16 protein-coding genes are annotated in these 16,953 nt (G+C 65.3%); 6 read left to right on the forward strand and 10 right to left on the reverse strand.

Going from position 1 to position 16,953, the window contains the following annotated elements; translation table 11 throughout:
- Window positions 1-49: 49 nt before the first annotated feature.
- The 4 genes from HWY30_RS34680 to HWY30_RS34695 form a co-directional block, all read right to left on the reverse strand.
- On the reverse strand, window positions 50-226 hold the full coding sequence (locus HWY30_RS34680; protein WP_167368633.1) for a hypothetical protein: 177 nt from the start codon (window positions 224-226) through the stop codon (window positions 50-52).
- A gap of 190 nt (window positions 227-416) precedes the next feature.
- Window positions 417-818 carry a hypothetical protein gene (locus tag HWY30_RS34685; RefSeq protein WP_143037146.1) on the reverse strand — a complete coding sequence of 134 codons (402 nt, stop codon included), beginning with the start codon at window positions 816-818 and terminating at the stop codon, window positions 417-419.
- The gene (locus HWY30_RS34690) at window positions 815-1,159 is read right to left on the reverse strand and encodes a hypothetical protein (RefSeq protein ID WP_143037145.1); all 345 of its coding nucleotides are present in this window, start codon (window positions 1,157-1,159) and stop codon (window positions 815-817) included. The genes HWY30_RS34685 and HWY30_RS34690 overlap by 4 nt, the downstream gene beginning before the upstream one ends.
- A gap of 199 nt (window positions 1,160-1,358) precedes the next feature.
- A complete protein-coding gene (locus tag HWY30_RS34695; RefSeq protein ID WP_090805672.1) occupies window positions 1,359-2,471 on the reverse strand; it encodes an alpha/beta fold hydrolase in 1,113 nt (370 codons plus the stop codon).
- A 475-nt stretch (window positions 2,472-2,946) separates the two neighbouring features.
- On the opposite strand from HWY30_RS34695, the gene glgC reads away from it, so the two are divergent.
- The 5 genes from glgC (at window position 2,947) to HWY30_RS34720 (ending at window position 9,138) form a co-directional block, all read left to right on the forward strand.
- Window positions 2,947-4,209, forward strand: a complete 1,263-nt coding sequence (glgC, locus tag HWY30_RS34700) for a glucose-1-phosphate adenylyltransferase (RefSeq protein WP_090803975.1) — start codon at window positions 2,947-2,949, stop codon at window positions 4,207-4,209.
- Window positions 4,210-4,338: 129 nt separating this feature from the next.
- The gene (gene glgA, locus HWY30_RS34705; protein WP_090803974.1) at window positions 4,339-5,799 is read left to right on the forward strand and encodes a glycogen synthase GlgA; all 1,461 of its coding nucleotides are present in this window, start codon (window positions 4,339-4,341) and stop codon (window positions 5,797-5,799) included.
- 269 nt (window positions 5,800-6,068) lie between these two features.
- Window positions 6,069-6,935, forward strand: a complete 867-nt coding sequence (gene pdxY / locus HWY30_RS34710) for a pyridoxal kinase PdxY (RefSeq protein ID WP_090803972.1) — start codon at window positions 6,069-6,071, stop codon at window positions 6,933-6,935.
- Between the two features lie 145 nt (window positions 6,936-7,080).
- The gene (locus tag HWY30_RS34715; RefSeq protein WP_090803970.1) at window positions 7,081-7,542 is read left to right on the forward strand and encodes a hypothetical protein; all 462 of its coding nucleotides are present in this window, start codon (window positions 7,081-7,083) and stop codon (window positions 7,540-7,542) included.
- 444 nt (window positions 7,543-7,986) lie between these two features.
- On the forward strand, window positions 7,987-9,138 hold the full coding sequence (locus HWY30_RS34720) for a branched-chain amino acid ABC transporter substrate-binding protein (protein ID WP_090803969.1): 1,152 nt from the start codon (window positions 7,987-7,989) through the stop codon (window positions 9,136-9,138).
- A gap of 58 nt (window positions 9,139-9,196) precedes the next feature.
- Here HWY30_RS34720 and HWY30_RS34725 read toward each other — a convergent pair whose 3' ends face one another.
- Together HWY30_RS34725 and HWY30_RS34730 are read right to left on the reverse strand one after the other, a co-directional pair.
- A complete protein-coding gene (locus tag HWY30_RS34725; protein WP_425199421.1) occupies window positions 9,197-11,116 on the reverse strand; it encodes a DUF3857 domain-containing transglutaminase family protein in 1,920 nt (639 codons plus the stop codon).
- Between the two features lie 187 nt (window positions 11,117-11,303).
- Complete coding sequence (locus HWY30_RS34730; protein ID WP_090805671.1) at window positions 11,304-11,966, reverse strand: hypothetical protein; 663 nt, start codon at window positions 11,964-11,966, stop codon at window positions 11,304-11,306.
- A 342-nt stretch (window positions 11,967-12,308) separates the two neighbouring features.
- On the opposite strand from HWY30_RS34730, the gene HWY30_RS42585 reads away from it, so the two are divergent.
- Complete coding sequence (locus HWY30_RS42585) at window positions 12,309-12,443, forward strand: hypothetical protein (RefSeq protein ID WP_279613323.1); 135 nt, start codon at window positions 12,309-12,311, stop codon at window positions 12,441-12,443.
- Between the two features lie 278 nt (window positions 12,444-12,721).
- Here the strand turns inward: HWY30_RS42585 and hutG are convergent, their stop codons facing one another.
- The 4 genes from hutG to HWY30_RS34750 all read right to left on the reverse strand — a co-directional run bounded on the left by hutG (window position 12,722) and on the right by HWY30_RS34750 (window position 16,951).
- Window positions 12,722-13,534 carry an N-formylglutamate deformylase gene (gene hutG, locus HWY30_RS34735; protein ID WP_090803965.1) on the reverse strand — a complete coding sequence of 271 codons (813 nt, stop codon included), beginning with the start codon at window positions 13,532-13,534 and terminating at the stop codon, window positions 12,722-12,724.
- Between the two features lie 51 nt (window positions 13,535-13,585).
- Window positions 13,586-14,971, reverse strand: a complete 1,386-nt coding sequence (locus tag HWY30_RS34740; protein WP_090803963.1) for a formimidoylglutamate deiminase — start codon at window positions 14,969-14,971, stop codon at window positions 13,586-13,588.
- Window positions 14,972-14,986: 15 nt separating this feature from the next.
- Window positions 14,987-16,216: an imidazolonepropionase gene (gene hutI / locus HWY30_RS34745; RefSeq protein ID WP_090803962.1), complete on the reverse strand. Its 1,230-nt coding sequence runs from the start codon at window positions 16,214-16,216 to the stop codon at window positions 14,987-14,989.
- Window positions 16,217-16,300: 84 nt separating this feature from the next.
- On the reverse strand, window positions 16,301-16,951 hold the full coding sequence (locus HWY30_RS34750) for a HutD/Ves family protein (RefSeq protein ID WP_090803960.1): 651 nt from the start codon (window positions 16,949-16,951) through the stop codon (window positions 16,301-16,303).
- Window positions 16,952-16,953: the final 2 nt, after the last annotated feature.

The raw sequence follows: 16,953 nt of genomic DNA on the forward strand, positions 1-16,953 counted from the left end.
ATTGAAGGATGAAGTCTGGCTCAATCCGGAGCGCATGCAACCGGAAGAACTAAAGCAGTGCGCATGAGGTGACGCGACAAGTACGTTGACAACCGCCGATGATGAAAAGCGTAGGGTAGTGCTCAAGCAGTTTTTCTCTAGCAGGCCGAACGTCGCAGAACAGACTTTCAACCAGTTCACTGAGCTTTCCAAATGCGTAGCCTTCGATTTGTGCTTCGATGCCCATACGAAACTCCGCTAGGTCGAGTTACTTTTGGTAGGTTAGCCAGGCGGTGACATTACCCCGACAATCGCAACGCCTGCCGAGTTTGTCTCTCATACGCAGGCCAGTCTCGTCCAGAGTTTTCAATTGCAAGCTTGGCGACGGGAAGTCGCTCAAACAAATCATCGGTGGTGCGGCGGTAGTCGCGATATAGTCATTCAAAAGACAGCCAGACGATCGCTGGGATCTGGCTGAAGCTCAGCACGCGCGAAAGATGGAAGCGATGAAAGCCATCCGTGGTCCGGTAGCGATACGGCCCGGGAATTTCCGGCAAGAGTTCGAGGTAGATAGGCGGCAACGCGTCGCCGCGCAGCATCCCGTCTAGGATTCGTTTCGCCCGAGGAAACAGAGCCACGCCTACGTCCCGTAGCGGCGGTTCAATTTCGGCAATGGGCAGCGTGTGAAGGCGTTCCGGTGGGAAGCGCTCAGAAGAAAGACCCGCGACGGCGTAGCGATAAGCGGGCGCGGTAGGTCGGAACGCGGCGAATCCCTCGGCCTCGATCACAGCGCGCGCATATGCTTGGATTGTGTCGTCATCGACCAGGGGGCAGTTCATTGTTCTTTGGGAGATTTCTGAGGTGATTCGCCGAATGCCACTTTGCGCTTGCAAGGCATCGGATCGCTGGGCTCAGTAGTTATAGTGATCGTTATGATGGCCCTTCCGACCTGATATTCACACCCCCACAGCATGACTCCCACTCCCTGGGGTGCCAATGGGTTCTGCTGGGTCAGCATCGGATAACCTTTCAGCAGGACACCAATCTCACGCGGGGCGAGTTCCGGACCGACAGGAACTATCTCTTTCCCCAAAGTATTTCCACTTGCCAATGCAATTGCCATCAGGAACAAAAATGTCGTCTGACCTTTAACTGCGCGAACACCCTTTGGCCATGCCATAACTAATCTCCATGTCAGGGAGGCCAATTGACGACGATCTGGGCGCCACCGTCGACTGACCGAAACTGGCCGACTACCGCCTATCCGCAGCCGGCCCTCTCCGCAACGCCGCGATGGACCGCAAAATAGCCCCAGGCAGCTTCGCTTAACGGAGAGCGACGCAGGACTATGGCGGCGCGACAGAAACCCACGTAATCGATCAACGGTTTTCCGGCGCCGCTGTCAGCCCTTCCAACAGCGCCTTATGAAACGCTTGCGGGTCCTGCATCTGCGGCGCGTGACCGAGCCCTGCGAACTCGACCAGCGTCGCATGGGGAATCGCCTTCGCGGCCGCGCGGCCCAATTCGGGGTAATGGCCGAGCTTCGCGCGCACCTCGGGCGGCGCTGCGTCCTTGCCGATCGCCGTCGTGTCCTTCTGACCGATCAGCAGCAGCGTCGGCATGCTGAGCTGGCCGAGCTCATAAAAAACCGGCTGGGTGTAAATCATGTCGTAAAGCAGCGCGGAATTCCACGCGACGATCTGCTTGCCCAGCCCACGATACATGCCCGCGAGCATCTGCACCCACGGTTCGTAGTCCGCGCGCCATTGCCCCGCGTAATAGGTCGCCTGCTCGTAGCGGCGGATGCCGTCCGCGGTGGTCTTCAGCTCCCGCTGATACCACTGGTCGACCGACAGCGACGGCACGCCCTTCGCCTTCCAGTCCTCGAGTCCGATCGGGTTCACGAGCACCAGTTGCTGCGTTTCGCGCGGATACATCAGCGCATAGCGGACGGCGAGCATGCCGCCCGTCGAATGGCCGACCACCGTCACCTCGCTGACGCCGAGCGAATCGAGCAGCGCATGCGTATTGCGCGCGAGTTGCTGGAAGCTGTACTGGTAATGCTCGGGCTTGCTCGATTTGCAAAAGCCGATCTGGTCCGGTGCGATCACGCGATAGCCGGCATCGCTCAGCCGGCGAATCGTCGCGTCCCACGTCGCCGAGCAGAAATTCTTGCCGTGCAGCAACACCACGGTGCGGCCGTTCGCATGCGCGGGCTTCACGTCCATGAAGGCCATCTGCAAAGGCACGCCCTGCGAGGTGAATTCGAAGCGTTCGACCGGCGCCGGGTAGCTGAAGCCCTGCAGCTCCGGACCGTAGGCCGGGCCGGAATCGTCGAGCGAAGACGCGGCCGCGGCGCTCGCGACGGCCGGGCTCGCCTCGCCGACCGGCGCGCCCGCCGGCGTGGCGGCCACCGCGACAGACGCCGCGCACAACATGGCGCAGGCGCAGACACTCGACAGGGCAAGCAGGAATGGGCGGTGAAGATTCATCGGGATGCTCTGCAAAAAACGCAATAGGGATGCACGAGGCAGGGAGCGCACGATTCTACGATGCGCCGCCGAACTCCGCCGCCAATCGTGCACTGCGGACACGGCACACGGCCGTGGCGAGATGGCATGCATATTGCGCGTTCTGGGCTCAAGCATCGTCCGGACACGACCTCGTGGCCAATGTGTTGCGCCGCACCGAAAAACGCGCCGTAACAGGCGATCGTTTGAGGATGATCCGCCACGCGGCCCCCGCAATAAACATTATTCGCTCGCGTCCAATCGGTGCTAGAACTGACTGACGGGCCCGCGAAAACAGGCAGCGAAGAACGGCAATGCGGCACGACTGCCAGGCAGCCCGAATCATCAGCGCAGAGGAAGCGACCAGATCACCCCCGGGGGTATATCAATCAAGCAACCATCTTGCATGCGGTCGGAGCGAGTGCTGAAGGGCCACTCCGATCGACAGGAGACAAATATGAATACTCCGGCACGGCTGAACGACTTACAGCGCACTACCCTCGCGATCGTCCTCGCCGGCGGACGCGGTACCCGGCTCGGCCCGCTCACGAACAAGCGCGTGAAGCCGGCGGTGCACTTCGGCGGCAAATACAGGATCATCGACTTCGCGCTGTCCAATTGCCTGAATTCCGGCATCCGCCGCATCGCGGTGGTCACGCAGTACAAGGCCCATTCGCTGCTGCGGCATCTGCAGCGCGGCTGGAGCTTCCTGCGCGGCGAGATGGGCGAGTTCATCGACCTGTGGCCCGCGCAGCAGCGCGTCGAAGGCGCGCACTGGTATCGCGGCACCGCCGACGCGGTGTTCCAGAACCTCGACATCATCCGCTCGATCCGCCCGAAGTACGTGGTCGTGCTCGCGGGCGACCACATCTACAAGATGGACTACACGCGCATGATCGCCGATCACGCGGACAGCGGCGCCGACTGCACGGTCGGCTGCATCGAGGTACCGCGCATGGAAGCGGTCGCGTTCGGCGTGATGGCCGTCGACGAAAATCGCCGCGTGACCGGCTTCGTCGAAAAACCGGCCGACCCGCCTGCGATACCCGGTCGCCCCGACACGGCGCTCGCGAGCATGGGCATCTACGTGTTCAGCGCCGACTACCTGTACACGCAGCTCGAAGAGAACATCGCCGCGATCGATACCGATCACGACTTCGGCAAGGACATCCTGCCGCGCGTCGTCACGCGGGGCGTGGCGATCGCGCATCCGTTCAGCATGTCGTGCGTGTCGTCGGACCCGAGCGTCGAGCCGTACTGGCGCGACGTCGGCACGATCGACGCGTACTGGGCCGCGAACCTCGACCTCGCGTCGACGATACCGACGCTCGACCTGTACGACGAGTCATGGCCGATCTGGACATACCAGGAGCAGTTGCCGCCCGCGAAGTTCGTACGCGACATGAAGGGGCTGCAGGGCTCCGGCAACAATCTGATCGTCTGCGGCGGCTGCGTGATCTCGGGCTCGCAGATTTCGCGCTCGGTGCTGTCATCGAACGTGAAAGTGAGTTCGTTCTGTAATATCAATGAGGCAGTGTTATTGCCGCAGGTCACGGTCGGCGCGAGTTGCCGCCTGCAGAAGGTCGTGATCGACCGTGGCTGCACGATTCCGGAAGGCACCGTGATCGGCGAAGACCCGGCGCGCGACGCCGAGCGCTTCTATCGCACCGACGAAGGCGTCGTGCTGGTCACGCAGGAGGCGTTGCGCGAGCATCCGTAGTAGCGCGCCCACCGCTGCCCGCGCCGGCGGCCACGCGCCGCCGGCCAGGCATCGCCCGGCTTCGCCCGAACCACCGCTGACTATTTGCCGACCCCGAGCAACCCTGCCACCCCGACAGAGACCCGGCCTATGACGATTCGCGCCCTGCACGTCGCAAGCGAGCTGTATCCCCTCCTCAAAACGGGCGGTCTCGCCGACGTCGCGGGCGCGCTGCCGTCCGCGTTGATCGAGCGCGGCGCCGACGTGCGCGTGCTGCTGCCGGGCTTTCCGGCCGTGCTCGCCGGCCTGCGCGATCTGCAGCCGGTCGCGCAACTGGGCAGCCGCTTCGGCGCGCCGAACGTGACGCTCGAACGCGGCACGCTGCCCACCAACGGGCTCGCCGTCTACGTGATCCGCGCCGCGTCGCTGTACGATCGCCCCGGCAACCCGTATCTGAACGATGAACACGTGCCGTACGGCGACAACGCGCAGCGCTTCGCGCTGCTCGGCTGGGTCGCCGCGCAACTCGCGCAGCAAACGGACCCGACGTGGTCGCCGCAGATCGTTCACGCGCACGACTGGCACGCAGGGCTCGCGCCCGCCTACCTGAAGGCCGCCGAACGCGAGCACGGCCGCGCGCCCGCGCGCAGCGTGTTCACGATCCACAACCTCGCCTACCAGGGGATTTTTCCCGCGCATCAGTTCGGCCTGCTCGGCCTGCCGCACGATTTCTTCAACATGCACGGCGTCGAGTTTTATGGTCAGCTATCGTTCCTGAAGGCGGGGCTCTACTACGCCGAGCGCATCACGACCGTCAGCCCGACCTATGCGCGCGAAATCCAGACGCTCGCGCACGGCGGCGGGCTCGATGCACTGCTGCGCCATCGTGCGCACGATCTGAGCGGCATCCTGAACGGCGTCGACTACACGGTGTGGAATCCCGCCACCGATACGCTGCTCGCGACGCACTACAGCGCGTCGAGACTGGCGGGCAAGCTCGCCTGCAAGGAAGCGCTGCAAAAGCGCTTCGGCCTCGCGCAGAGAAGCGACGCGCTGCTGTTCGGCGTCGTCAGCCGGCTGACCGAGCAGAAGGGCCTCGATCTGCTGCTCGGCGCGGTGCCCGAGATCGTCAAGCGCGGCGGGCAACTGGTCGTGTTCGGCACCGGCGATCCGGCGCTCGAGAATGGCCTCAGGATGGTCGCGCAGGCGCATCCGGAATCGGTCGCGGTCGAGCTCGGCTTCGACGAAACCCTCGCGCATACGATCATCGCCGGCAGCGACGTGGTCGCGGTGCCGTCGCGCTTCGAGCCGTGCGGGCTCACCCAGCTCTATGCGCTCGCCTACGGGTCGCTGCCGCTCGTGCACTGCATCGGCGGTCTCGCGGATACGGTCGCCGACGCATCGCTCGAAAACCTCGCCGACGATTTCGCCACCGGCTTCGTGTTCGAACGCTTCGATCCGAAGGGACTCGCCTCGGCGATCCGCCGCGCGTTCGCGCTGTACGGACGCCGCACCGAATGGAAGGCCACGCAGCGGCGCGCGATGCGCCAGGACTTCGGCTGGGCCGCGTCGGCCGACCGCTATCTGGCCTTGTATCGCGAGCTCGTCTGAAGCATCCGCCGCACGTTGAACGGTCCGGTTTCGTTAATCTTCACGCGCGTTTGATGGTTCGGCGCAACAGCACGGGGACGGATCAACTCGCGGCTGTCAAACTCCTGTATCGTTTGCTGACTTGCCGGCTATGCAGTTCGTGGGTTTTTCCTGCACCATCTGTATCAGGCATGTCTGCCGCACGGCGCCCGGGCCATCGGCCCGCCCGCGCGAGCCTCCCCTTCCAGTTGTTTTGTTGACCGCGCATGACCGGTTGCGCGAGCCTTACCATGACGAAAAACGTTCTGAGCATCCAGTCCCATGTCGTGTTCGGTCACGCCGGCAACAGCGCGGCCGTGTTTCCGATGTGCCGGCTCGGCGTCAACGTGTGGCCGCTCAACACCGTGCAGCTCTCGAATCACACGCAATACGGGCATTGGAGCGGCAGCGCGATCGACGCATCGCAAATGGAAGATCTCGTCGACAGCATCGGCGCGATCGGCATGCTGCCGCGCTGCGACGCAGTGGTCTCCGGCTATCTCGGCACGAAGGAACAGGCGCAGGCGGTGATTGACATCGTCAAGGCCGTGAAGGCGGCCAATCCCCGCGCCTGGTACTTTTGCGATCCGGTGATGGGCGCCACGGGCGGCTACAAGGTCGAGCCCGGCATCCAGGAATTCCTCGTGAAAGAAATGCCGCAAGTCGCCGACGGGATCGCGCCGAATCACATCGAATTGCAGCGCCTCGTCGGTCGCGAGATCGAGACGTTCGAGGAAGCCGTCACCGCGTGCCGCGAGCTGCTCGCGCGTGGGCCGAAGCTCGTGCTCGTCAAGCATCTGCTCGATCGCAACAGTCCCGCCGACCGCTTCAACATGCTCGTCGTCACCGAACGCGAAGCGTGGATGGGACAGCGTCCGCTCTATCCGTTCGCGCGCCAGCCGGTCGGCGTCGGCGATCTGACGAGCGCGGTCTTCGTCGCGCGCACGCTGCTCGGCGATTCGATCCGCTCGGCCTTCGAGCACACGCTCGCCGCGGTCAACGCGGTCGTCAAGGCGACCTGGCAGGCCGGACGCTATGAACTCGAACTGGTGGCGATGCAAAATGAAATCGCCCAGCCGCGCGAGTGGTTCGATGCGTGGGTCGCGGAAACGGCTTAGATAACTTAGGCACGTCGCTCGTTGCCGAGCCCCCTCGCCAGCACCCTGCTGGCGGCCGTCCTATAATGCGTGCCGCGTGGACCAGGGCTTGCGCCCTCGCGCCATGGCATTTTCAGCATCCGGCATTCAGCAGACGAGGCATTCGATGGACGGTCATATCCGCAGCGAGCGGGAAGAATTTTTTGAGCAGTTGTGCATCAGCGTCGACGCGGACGAAGCGCACGAACAGGAAGCGATCGAGTTCTTCGAGAACCAGTTCGACCAGCCCGACTTCGATCCCGCGCAATGGCTCGATATCGCGCTCTACTACTCGGCCGCCGTCGCGCGCGGCATCGTCGACATGGTGACGGCCGACGACAAGGCACGCAGCAACATCGCCGAAATCATCGCCGACAATCTCGACATCTCGTACGGCGAGGACGACTGCCAGCAGTTCGCCGAGACGATCGAATTCGCGCTGAACAACGGCGTGCCGGTCGATCTCGACGTGGTGCTCGACGGCTGCCAGCGCGCGATCGACGATCTCGACACGTGGGCCGACGAAGACACGAAGGCGCCGCTTTTGCGTCTGCGTGAAGAGCTGCTGCGCCAGCAAGGCGAGCGCTAGGCAACAGGCTCGAATCTCCTCCGACAACGCAACACCGCAACACCGCAACACCGGCCGGCGCGCTCGCGCCGGCTTCTTAAGCATATGCCGTAATCCGCAGCCCAGGCGGACCTTTGCACGGCAAGCCAGCTTGCTTGCCTCACGCACGCTCCATGTGCACCACATGCACCTGTTGCCGCCTATGCCGAAATGCTCATCCAAAACGCCACGAATTGCCAAGACGACGGCAATTTGGCTTTCTATATTCGCCCCAGATTGACGTCGCGAACACGCTGCGAGGCTCAACGCCAGTGCGCGTATTCCAGCATTGTGAGCGGCGAGCGATCCTTCGTAGTCTTGCGATGCGCGAGGGCCTGCCTCGGCCTCACGTGTCGTACCGCTTCGCTGTCGTACCGCTTCGCTGTCGTACCGCTTTCATAACAACCGTCGATGCAAGGAGAGACCATGAGTCTTCGCAACACGCTGAAACCGCTGGCCATGCTCGTGGGTGCGATGTTTGCCGTCGCGCCTGTTGCCAGTTTCGCCGACGACCTGCCGGTCAAGATCGGCTTTGCCGCGCCGCTGACGGGCGCCAATGCCGGCTACGGCAAGGATCTGGAAAACGGTGTGCGGCTCGCGATCGACGAAGCCAACGCGCAGAAGATCAAGATCGGCGACAAGGTCGCGCATTTCGAGATCGTCTCGCAGGACGACCAGGCCGACCCGCGCGTCGGCGTGCAGGCCGCGCAGAAGCTGGTCGACTCGGGCGTCGCGGTGGTCGTCGGCCACTTCAACTCGGGCACGACGATCCCGGCCTCGCAGGTCTACGAGCAGGCTGGCATTCCGGTGCTCGATCCCGCCGCGACGAATCCGATCATCACGGGCCGCGGCTTCGCGAACACCTTCATGGTGATTTCGACCGACGCGCAGAACGCCGGCAATGCGGGCGCCTATGCCGTCGACGTGACGAAGGCCAGGCGCATCGCGATCATCGACGATCGCACCGCGTTCGGCCAGGGCGAAGCCGACGAGTTCGAGAAGGCCGTGAAGGCGCACGGCGGCAACATCGTCGCGCGCGACTACACCGACAACCACGCGGTCGACTTCAGCACGCAGATCACCAAGTTCAAGGGCGCCAATGCGGACCTCGTGTTCTTCGCCGGCCTCGACAGCCAGGCGGCGGGCTTCGCGCGGCGCATGAAGCAGCTCGGCCTGAACGCACAGTTGGTCGGCGGCGGCGGCGTGATGGACGAGGACTTCATCAAGCTCGCGGGCGATGCGTCCGACGGCGCGATGGCTTGGGAATACGGCCGCCCGCTCGCGCAACTGCCGGGTGGCAAGGACTTCAACGCGAAGTTCAAGAAGCGCTTCGGCGCGGACGTGCTGTCGTATGCGCCGTTCGGCTACGACGGCGCGTGGGTCGCGATCAAGGCGATGCAGCAGGCCAAATCCGACTCGCCGAACGTGTACCGTCCGGCGCTCAAGTCGATCGACTACGACGGCGTGACCGGCAAGATTTCGTTCGACAGCACCGGCGCGTTGAAGAGCGGCGCGTCGACGCTGTATCAGGTGAAGAACGGCGCGTGGGTGCCGGTCGTGACGAAGAGCGGCACCTAAGCTCCACGTCCAGTAGATCGTCGCGGCCCTGCCCGGCGCGTGGCCGGCGCGGGGCGCGCTACTGCCACGCGCTCGCCGCCCGGACGACCACCTCGGCATCGAGATCGCGCTCGATGCGCACGAGGTCGTCGCGAATCGCCGCGAATTCGTTTGGCGTACACATCTGATGGCCGAACGCGGCGCGCAGATGCCGGTTGACCTGCAAAGTGCGCGTCGCCGGATCGAAGACGTAGTGCGACGCAAACGTGAGCAACGGGTCCTCGACCGTGCTGTCGGTCGGCAGGTCGGTCACGCGTACGAAGCGCGGCAAGCTCATTTCCAGCGTTTCATCGAACTCCCCGCCGATGCACGCCCACGGCTGCGTTCTGACGGGCTCCGCGAGCCACGCCTCGACCTGCGAGCCCATGCCGCCGGCGAGGCTCGTCAGCGCACGCACGGCAGTCGTGCCGTCCGGCCAGATCAGATGCGGCACGCTGCCCTGCATCGACGTCGCGAACGGACCGCCGGTCACGGCGACGTCGTCGGTCTGCAATTGCGCGGAGCCGTGCAAGCCCGTTTGCAGCAGACGCCTGGCGGCAAGCTGCTGCGCGCCCTCGCGCGTCGCGCGGCGGAACGTGTTGCGTTCGAGCTCCGCGGTATAGCCCCGATCCTCGACCCGGTACGCATAATGTGCGGTGCCGTTTTCGTCGATGTCGATCTGCACGCGCGCCTTGCGTTCGCGCCGTTGAGTGGCCGGCGTGCGCGCGAGCACGCCGTCGTCGACGAGCAGCACCGGCCGGTCCATGACGCCGCCAGGCAGATAGCCGAACGCGGTGCCGCCCGCCGTCGTGTCCGCGAATTGCGCCAGCTCGGGAATCCAGATGATCGCGTGATTGATCGCGCTCGCGCCGTAGCCGGGGACCTCGGGCAACGTGTAGTACGGACCGAGATTGAGCAGCACCGGCTCGCTGCGAATGCCGGCGGCCGCGAGCAGCGCGCCGTATAGCGCGACGTGGTCCTTGCAGTCGCCGTAGCGGTTGCGCAGGATGTCGGCCGCCTTGTGCGGAATCGCCGCCGTCTCGCCGAGAAAAAGCGCGACGTAGCGGATGTTCAGACGCATCCAGTCGTACAGCGCGCGGGCTTTGTCGCGGGGATCGGTAAGGCCGGCCGTCAGTTGCTGTGCGAGACCGATGATCGCGGGATCGTCGCGGGTCGCGTCGTTGTCGGCGGGACCGCGATAGCGCGCGGCAAAGCTCGCGAAGTCCGGCACCGTCGACACCATCAGCCGGTCGCCCCAGTTCGCGTAGCCGACCGCGCCCGCTTCGAGCCGCGCATAGGGGCCGTGCCGGTAGTCGAACTCGTAGCGCGTGCGGCCGTTCGCGGTGATGGTCGGCATCGCGACGTAGCCGCGCGCATCCGCATAGAGCGGTACGTCGGCGGGAAGGTCGAAGATCAGACGCTGCTCGTCGACGGGCTCGAGCGACGGCTCGACCAGATAGGCGAAGGTGCCCGCTTGCAGCGGCTTCGCGCGGGTCTTGCGAAATTCCAAGTGCACGCGCGAGCCGATCGTGACGCCGGGGAAGATCACGGTGCGCAACACACCGTCCTCGAAGCTCGGCGCGCCGGACGAGCGCGGCTCCTGCACGTCGCGGATCGCCTCGGGACCGACCGCATGCGCGGTGCCGTCAGGGTCGATCGTTTCGGCGGCCAACTGTTGCACCTGCTCGATGTCCTTGTTGAACCACACGTAGCGTTGCGCGATCTCGTCGACGCCGCTGGCCGTGTCCGCGCGCATCAGCGTGTCGTCGTGTTCCTCGACGGAACCGTCTTTCTGGATCACGAACAAATGGACGTCGCGCTCGATCGTCGCAGGGGCACGTTCGTTGGTGGAGGTGGCGATTTCGCCGGCTGCCGCGCAAAGCGGCAAGGCGATGCCGCTCGCGGCGGATAGCGCGGCAAGCAACGCCGCGGCGCGCACGCGGCATGCGCGCCCGATCATCGCGATCGACGTGTGCGCCAACGTGACGACGACGTTCCCCAAGATCCACCTCGGCCAGGTTCGTGTCGTCGTTGTAGCACATCGCCGACCCGTGCGTTTCGGGGCGGGGTCGGCGTTGCCGCGTCGAGCTCGAGCGGCATTGGAGTCACCGGCGCTCCCGCGACGCAGCGGCCGGCGTCGATCGTCTTCACTCGCCGTCGTCGAGCTGGCTCAGCAGCGCCTGCAGTTTTTCCACGTGCCGCAGCAGCATGTGCCGGTGCTTGTCGATCTGTTCAAGCCGGCCCTCCAGGTCGGCTTGAATGCGGTCGTCGAGTTCGGCCGCGGCCATCACGTCCTCGACCTTCGCGCGCATCGATGCGAGCTCGACCGGCGCGTGCAGCAGATGCCGCTCGAAGCGCCGCACTTCCTGCGTCGCGAGATCGCGCACCTTGCGAAAATGCGCGTGACGGCGGTGCGCTTCGACATCGAGCGTTTCTTCCTCGAGGCGTCGCGCGGGCGGCGGCTGCCCAAAAATCGGCTCGGGCCGCAACACCGTCTTCTTGCGCACCGGATGCGCCGTGCCCCGAAAGCGCGCGAGCGGCTGCTCGTTGTCGATCGCCTCGCGCGCATTTGGCGGGATCTCCTGACCGGTGTGCGGCACGTTCATCCAGCCGCCCGGCAAACCGGTGACGGCCTCGACGCCGCGCACGAATTCCTCGCTGAATTCGCGTTGGCCCGACAGCATCAGCTTCAGGTAGCTCGCGGAAAACGTCATCATGCGCGCGAGCCGGCTCGCGGCGCCGACCTCGCTGGTCAGCAACACCAGGTTCGCGCGCCAGACTGGCAGCAGCAATTCGTCGGAATCTTCCATCGCTGGGTCTTCCATCTTTTCGCCTGATGAATCGATGACCGCATCGCGCATGTCATCGTTTTGAAAGGGTCGTCGTCTCGCGGTGTCGCGTGCAATGCCGCTATGCCGCTTTGCCTGCGGGGGGGCCCAGATGTCGAAGGTACACATTTGACACGGTACGCACCGGCCAATTCAGCGCAAAGCGCGTTAAAACAGGGCTTACGACACATCGCGTGTTGCATCGACACACGTATTTGCGCGCCGGTCCTATCCGCGGCCGCTTGATGTGGCATGCTTACACGCCGATGCGGCACGCGTCGTGCTGCATGGCTGGCTCCACAACACTGACTTAAGGGTTTCGTAATGAAGAAAATCGTTCTCGCCATCGCCGCAGCCGTTGCCACCCTGAGCGTGATCGTCCCCGCTCAGGCCGATGAGCATCACCACGAGTGCCATAAGGTGCGCGTGCATCATCATTGGGAAAAGCGCTGCCACTAATGGCGGTGAAACCGTGTCCGAGGGACGCGGTGCACATCAAAAAGCCCCGCTTTCGCGGGGCTTTTTTTCATGGCGCGCCGCGTCTTGAAACAGCCGGCGCACGATACGCTGTGCGCGCTCGACGCTCAAACCATTCCATATGAACGCGCCGGCGCGCAATCACGGACACATGCTGTTACACCTTCGCGATACGCTGACCGATGCAGGCCGACGCGGACCGCGATGCCGCGCGCTCCTGCAGCAATCGTGATCCGCGTGGTGAGAAAGGAATACAAGCTTCAGGCGGATTTCACGCGAGCGAGAGCCGTCGTTACCAGCGCTTCGAGCAGCGGCGCGACCTTCGCGGCGAGGTCTTCATCATATGCATAAGGCAGGCGTTCTTCCATGTAGGTGATCTGCGACAGCTCGAGTTGCACCGCATGCACGCCCTGCTCGGGCTGCCCGTATTGCCGCGTGATATAGCCGCCCTTGAAGCGGCCATTCGCGATCGCCGTATAGCCGCCGTGACGCCCGACCAGCGCGGCCAGTTCGTCGGCCAGGCCCGGCGCGGCGCTCGCACCGTTCGACGTGCCGAAGTTGAAATCGGGCAGACGTCCGTCGAAAAAACGCGGCACGCGCGAGCGGATCGAATGCGCTTCCCACAGCAGCACCTTGCCGTGCTTCGCCTTCAGCGCCGCGAGCTCGCCGGTCAGCGCGTCGTGATACGGCTTCCAGTAAGCGTCGCGACGGCGCGCGGTTTCGGCGTCGTCGGGCAGATGGCCGTCGCGATAGAGCGGCTCCCTGTCGAACGTGTCGACCGGCAGCAGACCCGTAGTGTCCTGCCCCGGGTACAGGTTCGCGCCGTCGGGCGGACGGTTCAGGTCGACCACGTAGCGCGCGTAGGTCGGCGTCAGGATCGACGCGCCGAGGCGCTTCGCGAATGCATAGAGGCGATCGAGATGCCAGTCGCAATCGTCGGTGCGTTGCGCGGCCGGTGTCATCGTCACGGCGATGTCGGCGGGGATTTGCGTGCCCAGATGCGGGATCGAGATCAGCAGCGGCAGGCTTCCCCGATGCAGCGAGAAAACCGGCGTGAGGTTCGAAGCAGTCATGTCAGTCCGGAATCAGTGGGATCGGAGAATCAGTTCGGCGGGTCATGGCCGTTATTTGAGCAGTTCCGCGAGCGCCGCGCGATAGCGCGCATAGGCACCCTCTTCGTCGCGATGCCGGCGATCGTCGACGACCTTGACGCCGCCCGCGTAGACGTCGCGGATCGGCGTATCGCCGTGCTCGCAGAATACGACGCCTGACAGCCACGCCTCGCGCTCATGCCCGGCGATGCTCGTATGGTCGGCGTCGAGCACGAGCCAGTCCGCGCGATGGCCCAGCTGCAACGCGCCGACCGCGCGGCCGGCCGCACGCGCGCCGCCGTCGAGCGCGGCCGCGTACAGACGATCCGCGACATGCGGAGCTTGCGCCGACGCCAGCACGTTGCGCTGCCGGCGCGTCAGACGCTGGCCGTATTCGAGCAGACGCAACTCGGCGCGCCAATCGACGCCGACATGGCTATCCGAGCCGACGCCGATGCGGCCGTGCGCGTCGAGATAGTCTTGCGCGGGAAAAATGCCGTCGCCGAGATTGGCCTCGGTGGTCAGACACAAACCCGCGACCGCGCCGCTCTTCGCGAGCGCGAGCGTTTCGTTCGCATCGACGTGGGTCGCGTGCACGAGACACCAGCGGCTGTCCACATCGAAACGATCGAGCAGCCATTGCACCGGCCGCGTGCCTTCGGTTTCGAGGCACGCGTCGACCTCGGCGGTCTGTTCGGCGATATGGATGTGGACAGGCACGGTTGCGTCGATGCCGCCGAGCAACCTGCGCAGCGACGCCTCCGATACCGCGCGCAGCGAATGCGGCGCCACGCCGTAACGCAGCGCCGCATGTTCGGGGCGCGCGGCGCGTAGCGTGCCGAGCAGATCGAGCAGGCTCTCAGGCGTATTGATGAAGCGCCGCTGATCGTCGCGCGGCGCGCGCGCGCCGAAGCCGCTGTACTGATACAGCACCGGCAGCATCGTGATGCCGATACCGCTCGCCGATGCCGCGTCCACCACGCGTTGCGCAAGCTCGGCCTGATTCGCGTAGCGCTGGCCGTCCTGCGCGTGGTGCACGTAGTGGAACTCGCACACCGACGTATAGCCCGCCTTCAGCATCTCGATGTAGAGCCACTGCGCGACGCTCGCGAGGCCTTCCGGCGTGATGCGCGCGGCAAAGCGATACATCAGGTCGCGCCACGACCAGAAGTTATCCGTCGCGTTGGCGCGATATTCGGTGAGCCCCGCCATCGCGCGCTGAAACGCGTGCGAGTGAAGATTCGGCATGCCTGGCATCAGCGGGCCCGCCGCCTTCGGCACCCCCGCCGGCGCCTCGGGTTGATCCGTCGTGACCGCGGTCAGCGTGCCGTGAGCGTCCCATTCGAGCAGCACGTTGCGGCGCCAGCCCTCAGGCAGATACGCGTCAGCGGCGAACAGCGATTGATTGGATTGCGTCATCTCTCAGGTTCTAGTTCAGGTCACACGCGACTCGCGCCGCGTATAGACGGTTTCGCCCGCGCGCACGACGCGCGCGCAGAGCGGCCGGCCAATCCAGTAAGCGAGCTCCGCCAGCGAATCGACCGACCACACCGCGAAGTCTGCCGCGCGACCGACCTGCAGCGCACCGTGCCGATCGCTCTTGCCGAGCGCGCGCGCAGCGTGCGTGGTGACGCCTTGCAGCACCTCGGGCACGGTCATGCGAAACAGCGTGCTCGCCATGTTCGTCATCAGCAGTAACGAAGTCGCCGGTGAGGTGCCCGGGTTGCTGTCGGTCGAGATCGCGATCGGCACCTCGTAGCGCCGCAGCAGTTCGAGCGGCGGCAACTGGGTCTCGCGGATGAAGTAGTACGCGCCCGGCAGCAGCACCGCGACGGTGCCCGCTTCCTTCATCGCGGCGACGCCGGCTTCGTCGAGAAACTCCAGGTGATCCGCCGACAGCGCGCGATGCCGTGCCGCGAGCGCGGTGCCGCCGCCGTTCGACAACTGCTCGGCGTGCATCTTGACCGGCAGCTCGTAGCGCGCGGCCGCGTTGAACACGCGCTCGCTCTGTTCCAGCGAAAAACCGATCCGCTCGCAGAACACGTCGACCGCATCGACGAGGCCTTCGTCCGCGAGCGCGGGCAGCATCGTGTTGCAGACTTCGTCGATATACGCGTCCGCTCGGCCCGCGAATTCAGGCGGCAACGCGTGCGCGCCGAGAAACGTCGTATAGACCGTGACCGGATAGCGTTCGCCGAGTTGCCGCGCGACGCGCAGCATCTTGCGCTCGCTCGCGAGATCGAGGCCGTAGCCCGATTTGATTTCGATCGCCGTCACGCCTTCGGCGAGCAGCGGTTCGAGCCGCGCGGCCGCTTGCGTGAACAGCGACGCTTCGTCCGCGGCGCGCGTCGCGCGCACCGTCGACACGATGCCGCCGCCCTGTCGCGCGATTGCTTCGTAGCTGACGCCCGCGAGCCGCTGCGCGAATTCGTCGGCGCGCTGGCCGCCGTACACGAGGTGCGTATGGCAATCGATCAGGCCCGGCGTCACCCATGCGCCGCGCAGATCTTCGCGCGGCCATGCGGCATAGCGCGTGGGTAAAGCGGCGAAAGCGCCGAGCCACGCGATACGGCCGCCGTCGACCGCAATCGCGGCATCGGCGAGCGTGTGGCGAGGATCGCCCTGCGGGCACAAATTCAGGTGATGCCAGACGGTTTGCTTCATCGCGTGCTCTTTGCCGCTCGTTGCGTGTCTGTGGATGGGTTGTCCGCGATGGAGCGCATGTGAGGCCCTATCACGGTTGATTCGTCATCGCGTGTAGCGGATCGTGATCGCGAGCACCGCGCCGTCGCCCGTCAGCGTGCAAGTGAGCGCATTCGGCCCGTCGACGCACAGCGTGTCGCCGGTGTCGAGCCGCACGGCTTGCGCGTGGTCCGCCGCCAGTCCGACCGTGACCGCGCCGCCCGCGCAAAACAGCAGCGCCACGTCGCCGTCGAGCACGCGCGGCGCATCCTGCTGCGTGCCAGTGCGCCACACGTCCAACTCGCCCTGCGCCACGTCGCGCCGCACCATCAGGTTGAAGTCACGCGTCGCGCCGTCGACGAGCCGCGCGTCGATGCGCGTCGCGCCATCGAAGCGCGCGATGTCGAGCGGCTGCCGCAACACATGCGTCGAGGCGACGCCCGCGTCGCCCAGCTCATCGAGCAGCATGCCCGCGCCAGCCAGCAACACCAGCGTCCGGTCGACGCCATCGTAGCGCGAGAACGGTCCCGCCTGCGCGACATCGGCGACGCTCACGCGCCACACGAAGTCGGCGCTCGCCGCACCCTGCCCGCCGCCTGGCGACGGAAACGCCGCGACCTCACGCGTGATGCCGCCGCCGTTTTTCCACGGCGTCGCCACGAGATCGGCGCCGCGAATCAGCGTGACGCCTGCCATGCCGCCCGCGTGGTTGGCCATGG

The sequence above is a fragment of the Paraburkholderia tuberum STM678 genome (assembly GCF_902833905.1).
Lineage (GTDB): Bacteria > Pseudomonadota > Gammaproteobacteria > Burkholderiales > Burkholderiaceae > Paraburkholderia > Paraburkholderia tuberum.

What these genes read in the sequence shown, in the direction of transcription:
- HWY30_RS34680 (WP_167368633.1), bottom strand. Translation starts at nt 226, where the DNA reads ATGGGCATCGAAGCACAAATCGAAGGCTACGCATTTGGAAAGCTCAGT.
- HWY30_RS34685 (WP_143037146.1), bottom strand. Translation starts at nt 818, where the DNA reads ATGAACTGCCCCCTGGTCGATGACGACACAATCCAAGCATATGCGCGC.
- HWY30_RS34690 (WP_143037145.1), bottom strand. Translation starts at nt 1,159, where the DNA reads ATGGCATGGCCAAAGGGTGTTCGCGCAGTTAAAGGTCAGACGACATTT.
- HWY30_RS34695 (WP_090805672.1), bottom strand. Translation starts at nt 2,471, where the DNA reads ATGAATCTTCACCGCCCATTCCTGCTTGCCCTGTCGAGTGTCTGCGCC.
- glgC (WP_090803975.1), top strand. Translation starts at nt 2,947, where the DNA reads ATGAATACTCCGGCACGGCTGAACGACTTACAGCGCACTACCCTCGCG.
- glgA (WP_090803974.1), top strand. Translation starts at nt 4,339, where the DNA reads ATGACGATTCGCGCCCTGCACGTCGCAAGCGAGCTGTATCCCCTCCTC.
- pdxY (WP_090803972.1), top strand. Translation starts at nt 6,069, where the DNA reads ATGACGAAAAACGTTCTGAGCATCCAGTCCCATGTCGTGTTCGGTCAC.
- HWY30_RS34715 (WP_090803970.1), top strand. Translation starts at nt 7,081, where the DNA reads ATGGACGGTCATATCCGCAGCGAGCGGGAAGAATTTTTTGAGCAGTTG.
- HWY30_RS34720 (WP_090803969.1), top strand. Translation starts at nt 7,987, where the DNA reads ATGAGTCTTCGCAACACGCTGAAACCGCTGGCCATGCTCGTGGGTGCG.
- HWY30_RS34725 (WP_425199421.1), bottom strand. Translation starts at nt 11,116, where the DNA reads ATGATCGGGCGCGCATGCCGCGTGCGCGCCGCGGCGTTGCTTGCCGCG.
- HWY30_RS34730 (WP_090805671.1), bottom strand. Translation starts at nt 11,966, where the DNA reads ATGGAAGATTCCGACGAATTGCTGCTGCCAGTCTGGCGCGCGAACCTG.
- HWY30_RS42585 (WP_279613323.1), top strand. Translation starts at nt 12,309, where the DNA reads ATGAAGAAAATCGTTCTCGCCATCGCCGCAGCCGTTGCCACCCTGAGC.
- hutG (WP_090803965.1), bottom strand. Translation starts at nt 13,534, where the DNA reads ATGACTGCTTCGAACCTCACGCCGGTTTTCTCGCTGCATCGGGGAAGC.
- HWY30_RS34740 (WP_090803963.1), bottom strand. Translation starts at nt 14,971, where the DNA reads ATGACGCAATCCAATCAATCGCTGTTCGCCGCTGACGCGTATCTGCCT.
- hutI (WP_090803962.1), bottom strand. Translation starts at nt 16,216, where the DNA reads ATGAAGCAAACCGTCTGGCATCACCTGAATTTGTGCCCGCAGGGCGAT.
- HWY30_RS34750 (WP_090803960.1), bottom strand. Translation starts at nt 16,951, where the DNA reads ATGGCCAACCACGCGGGCGGCATGGCAGGCGTCACGCTGATTCGCGGC.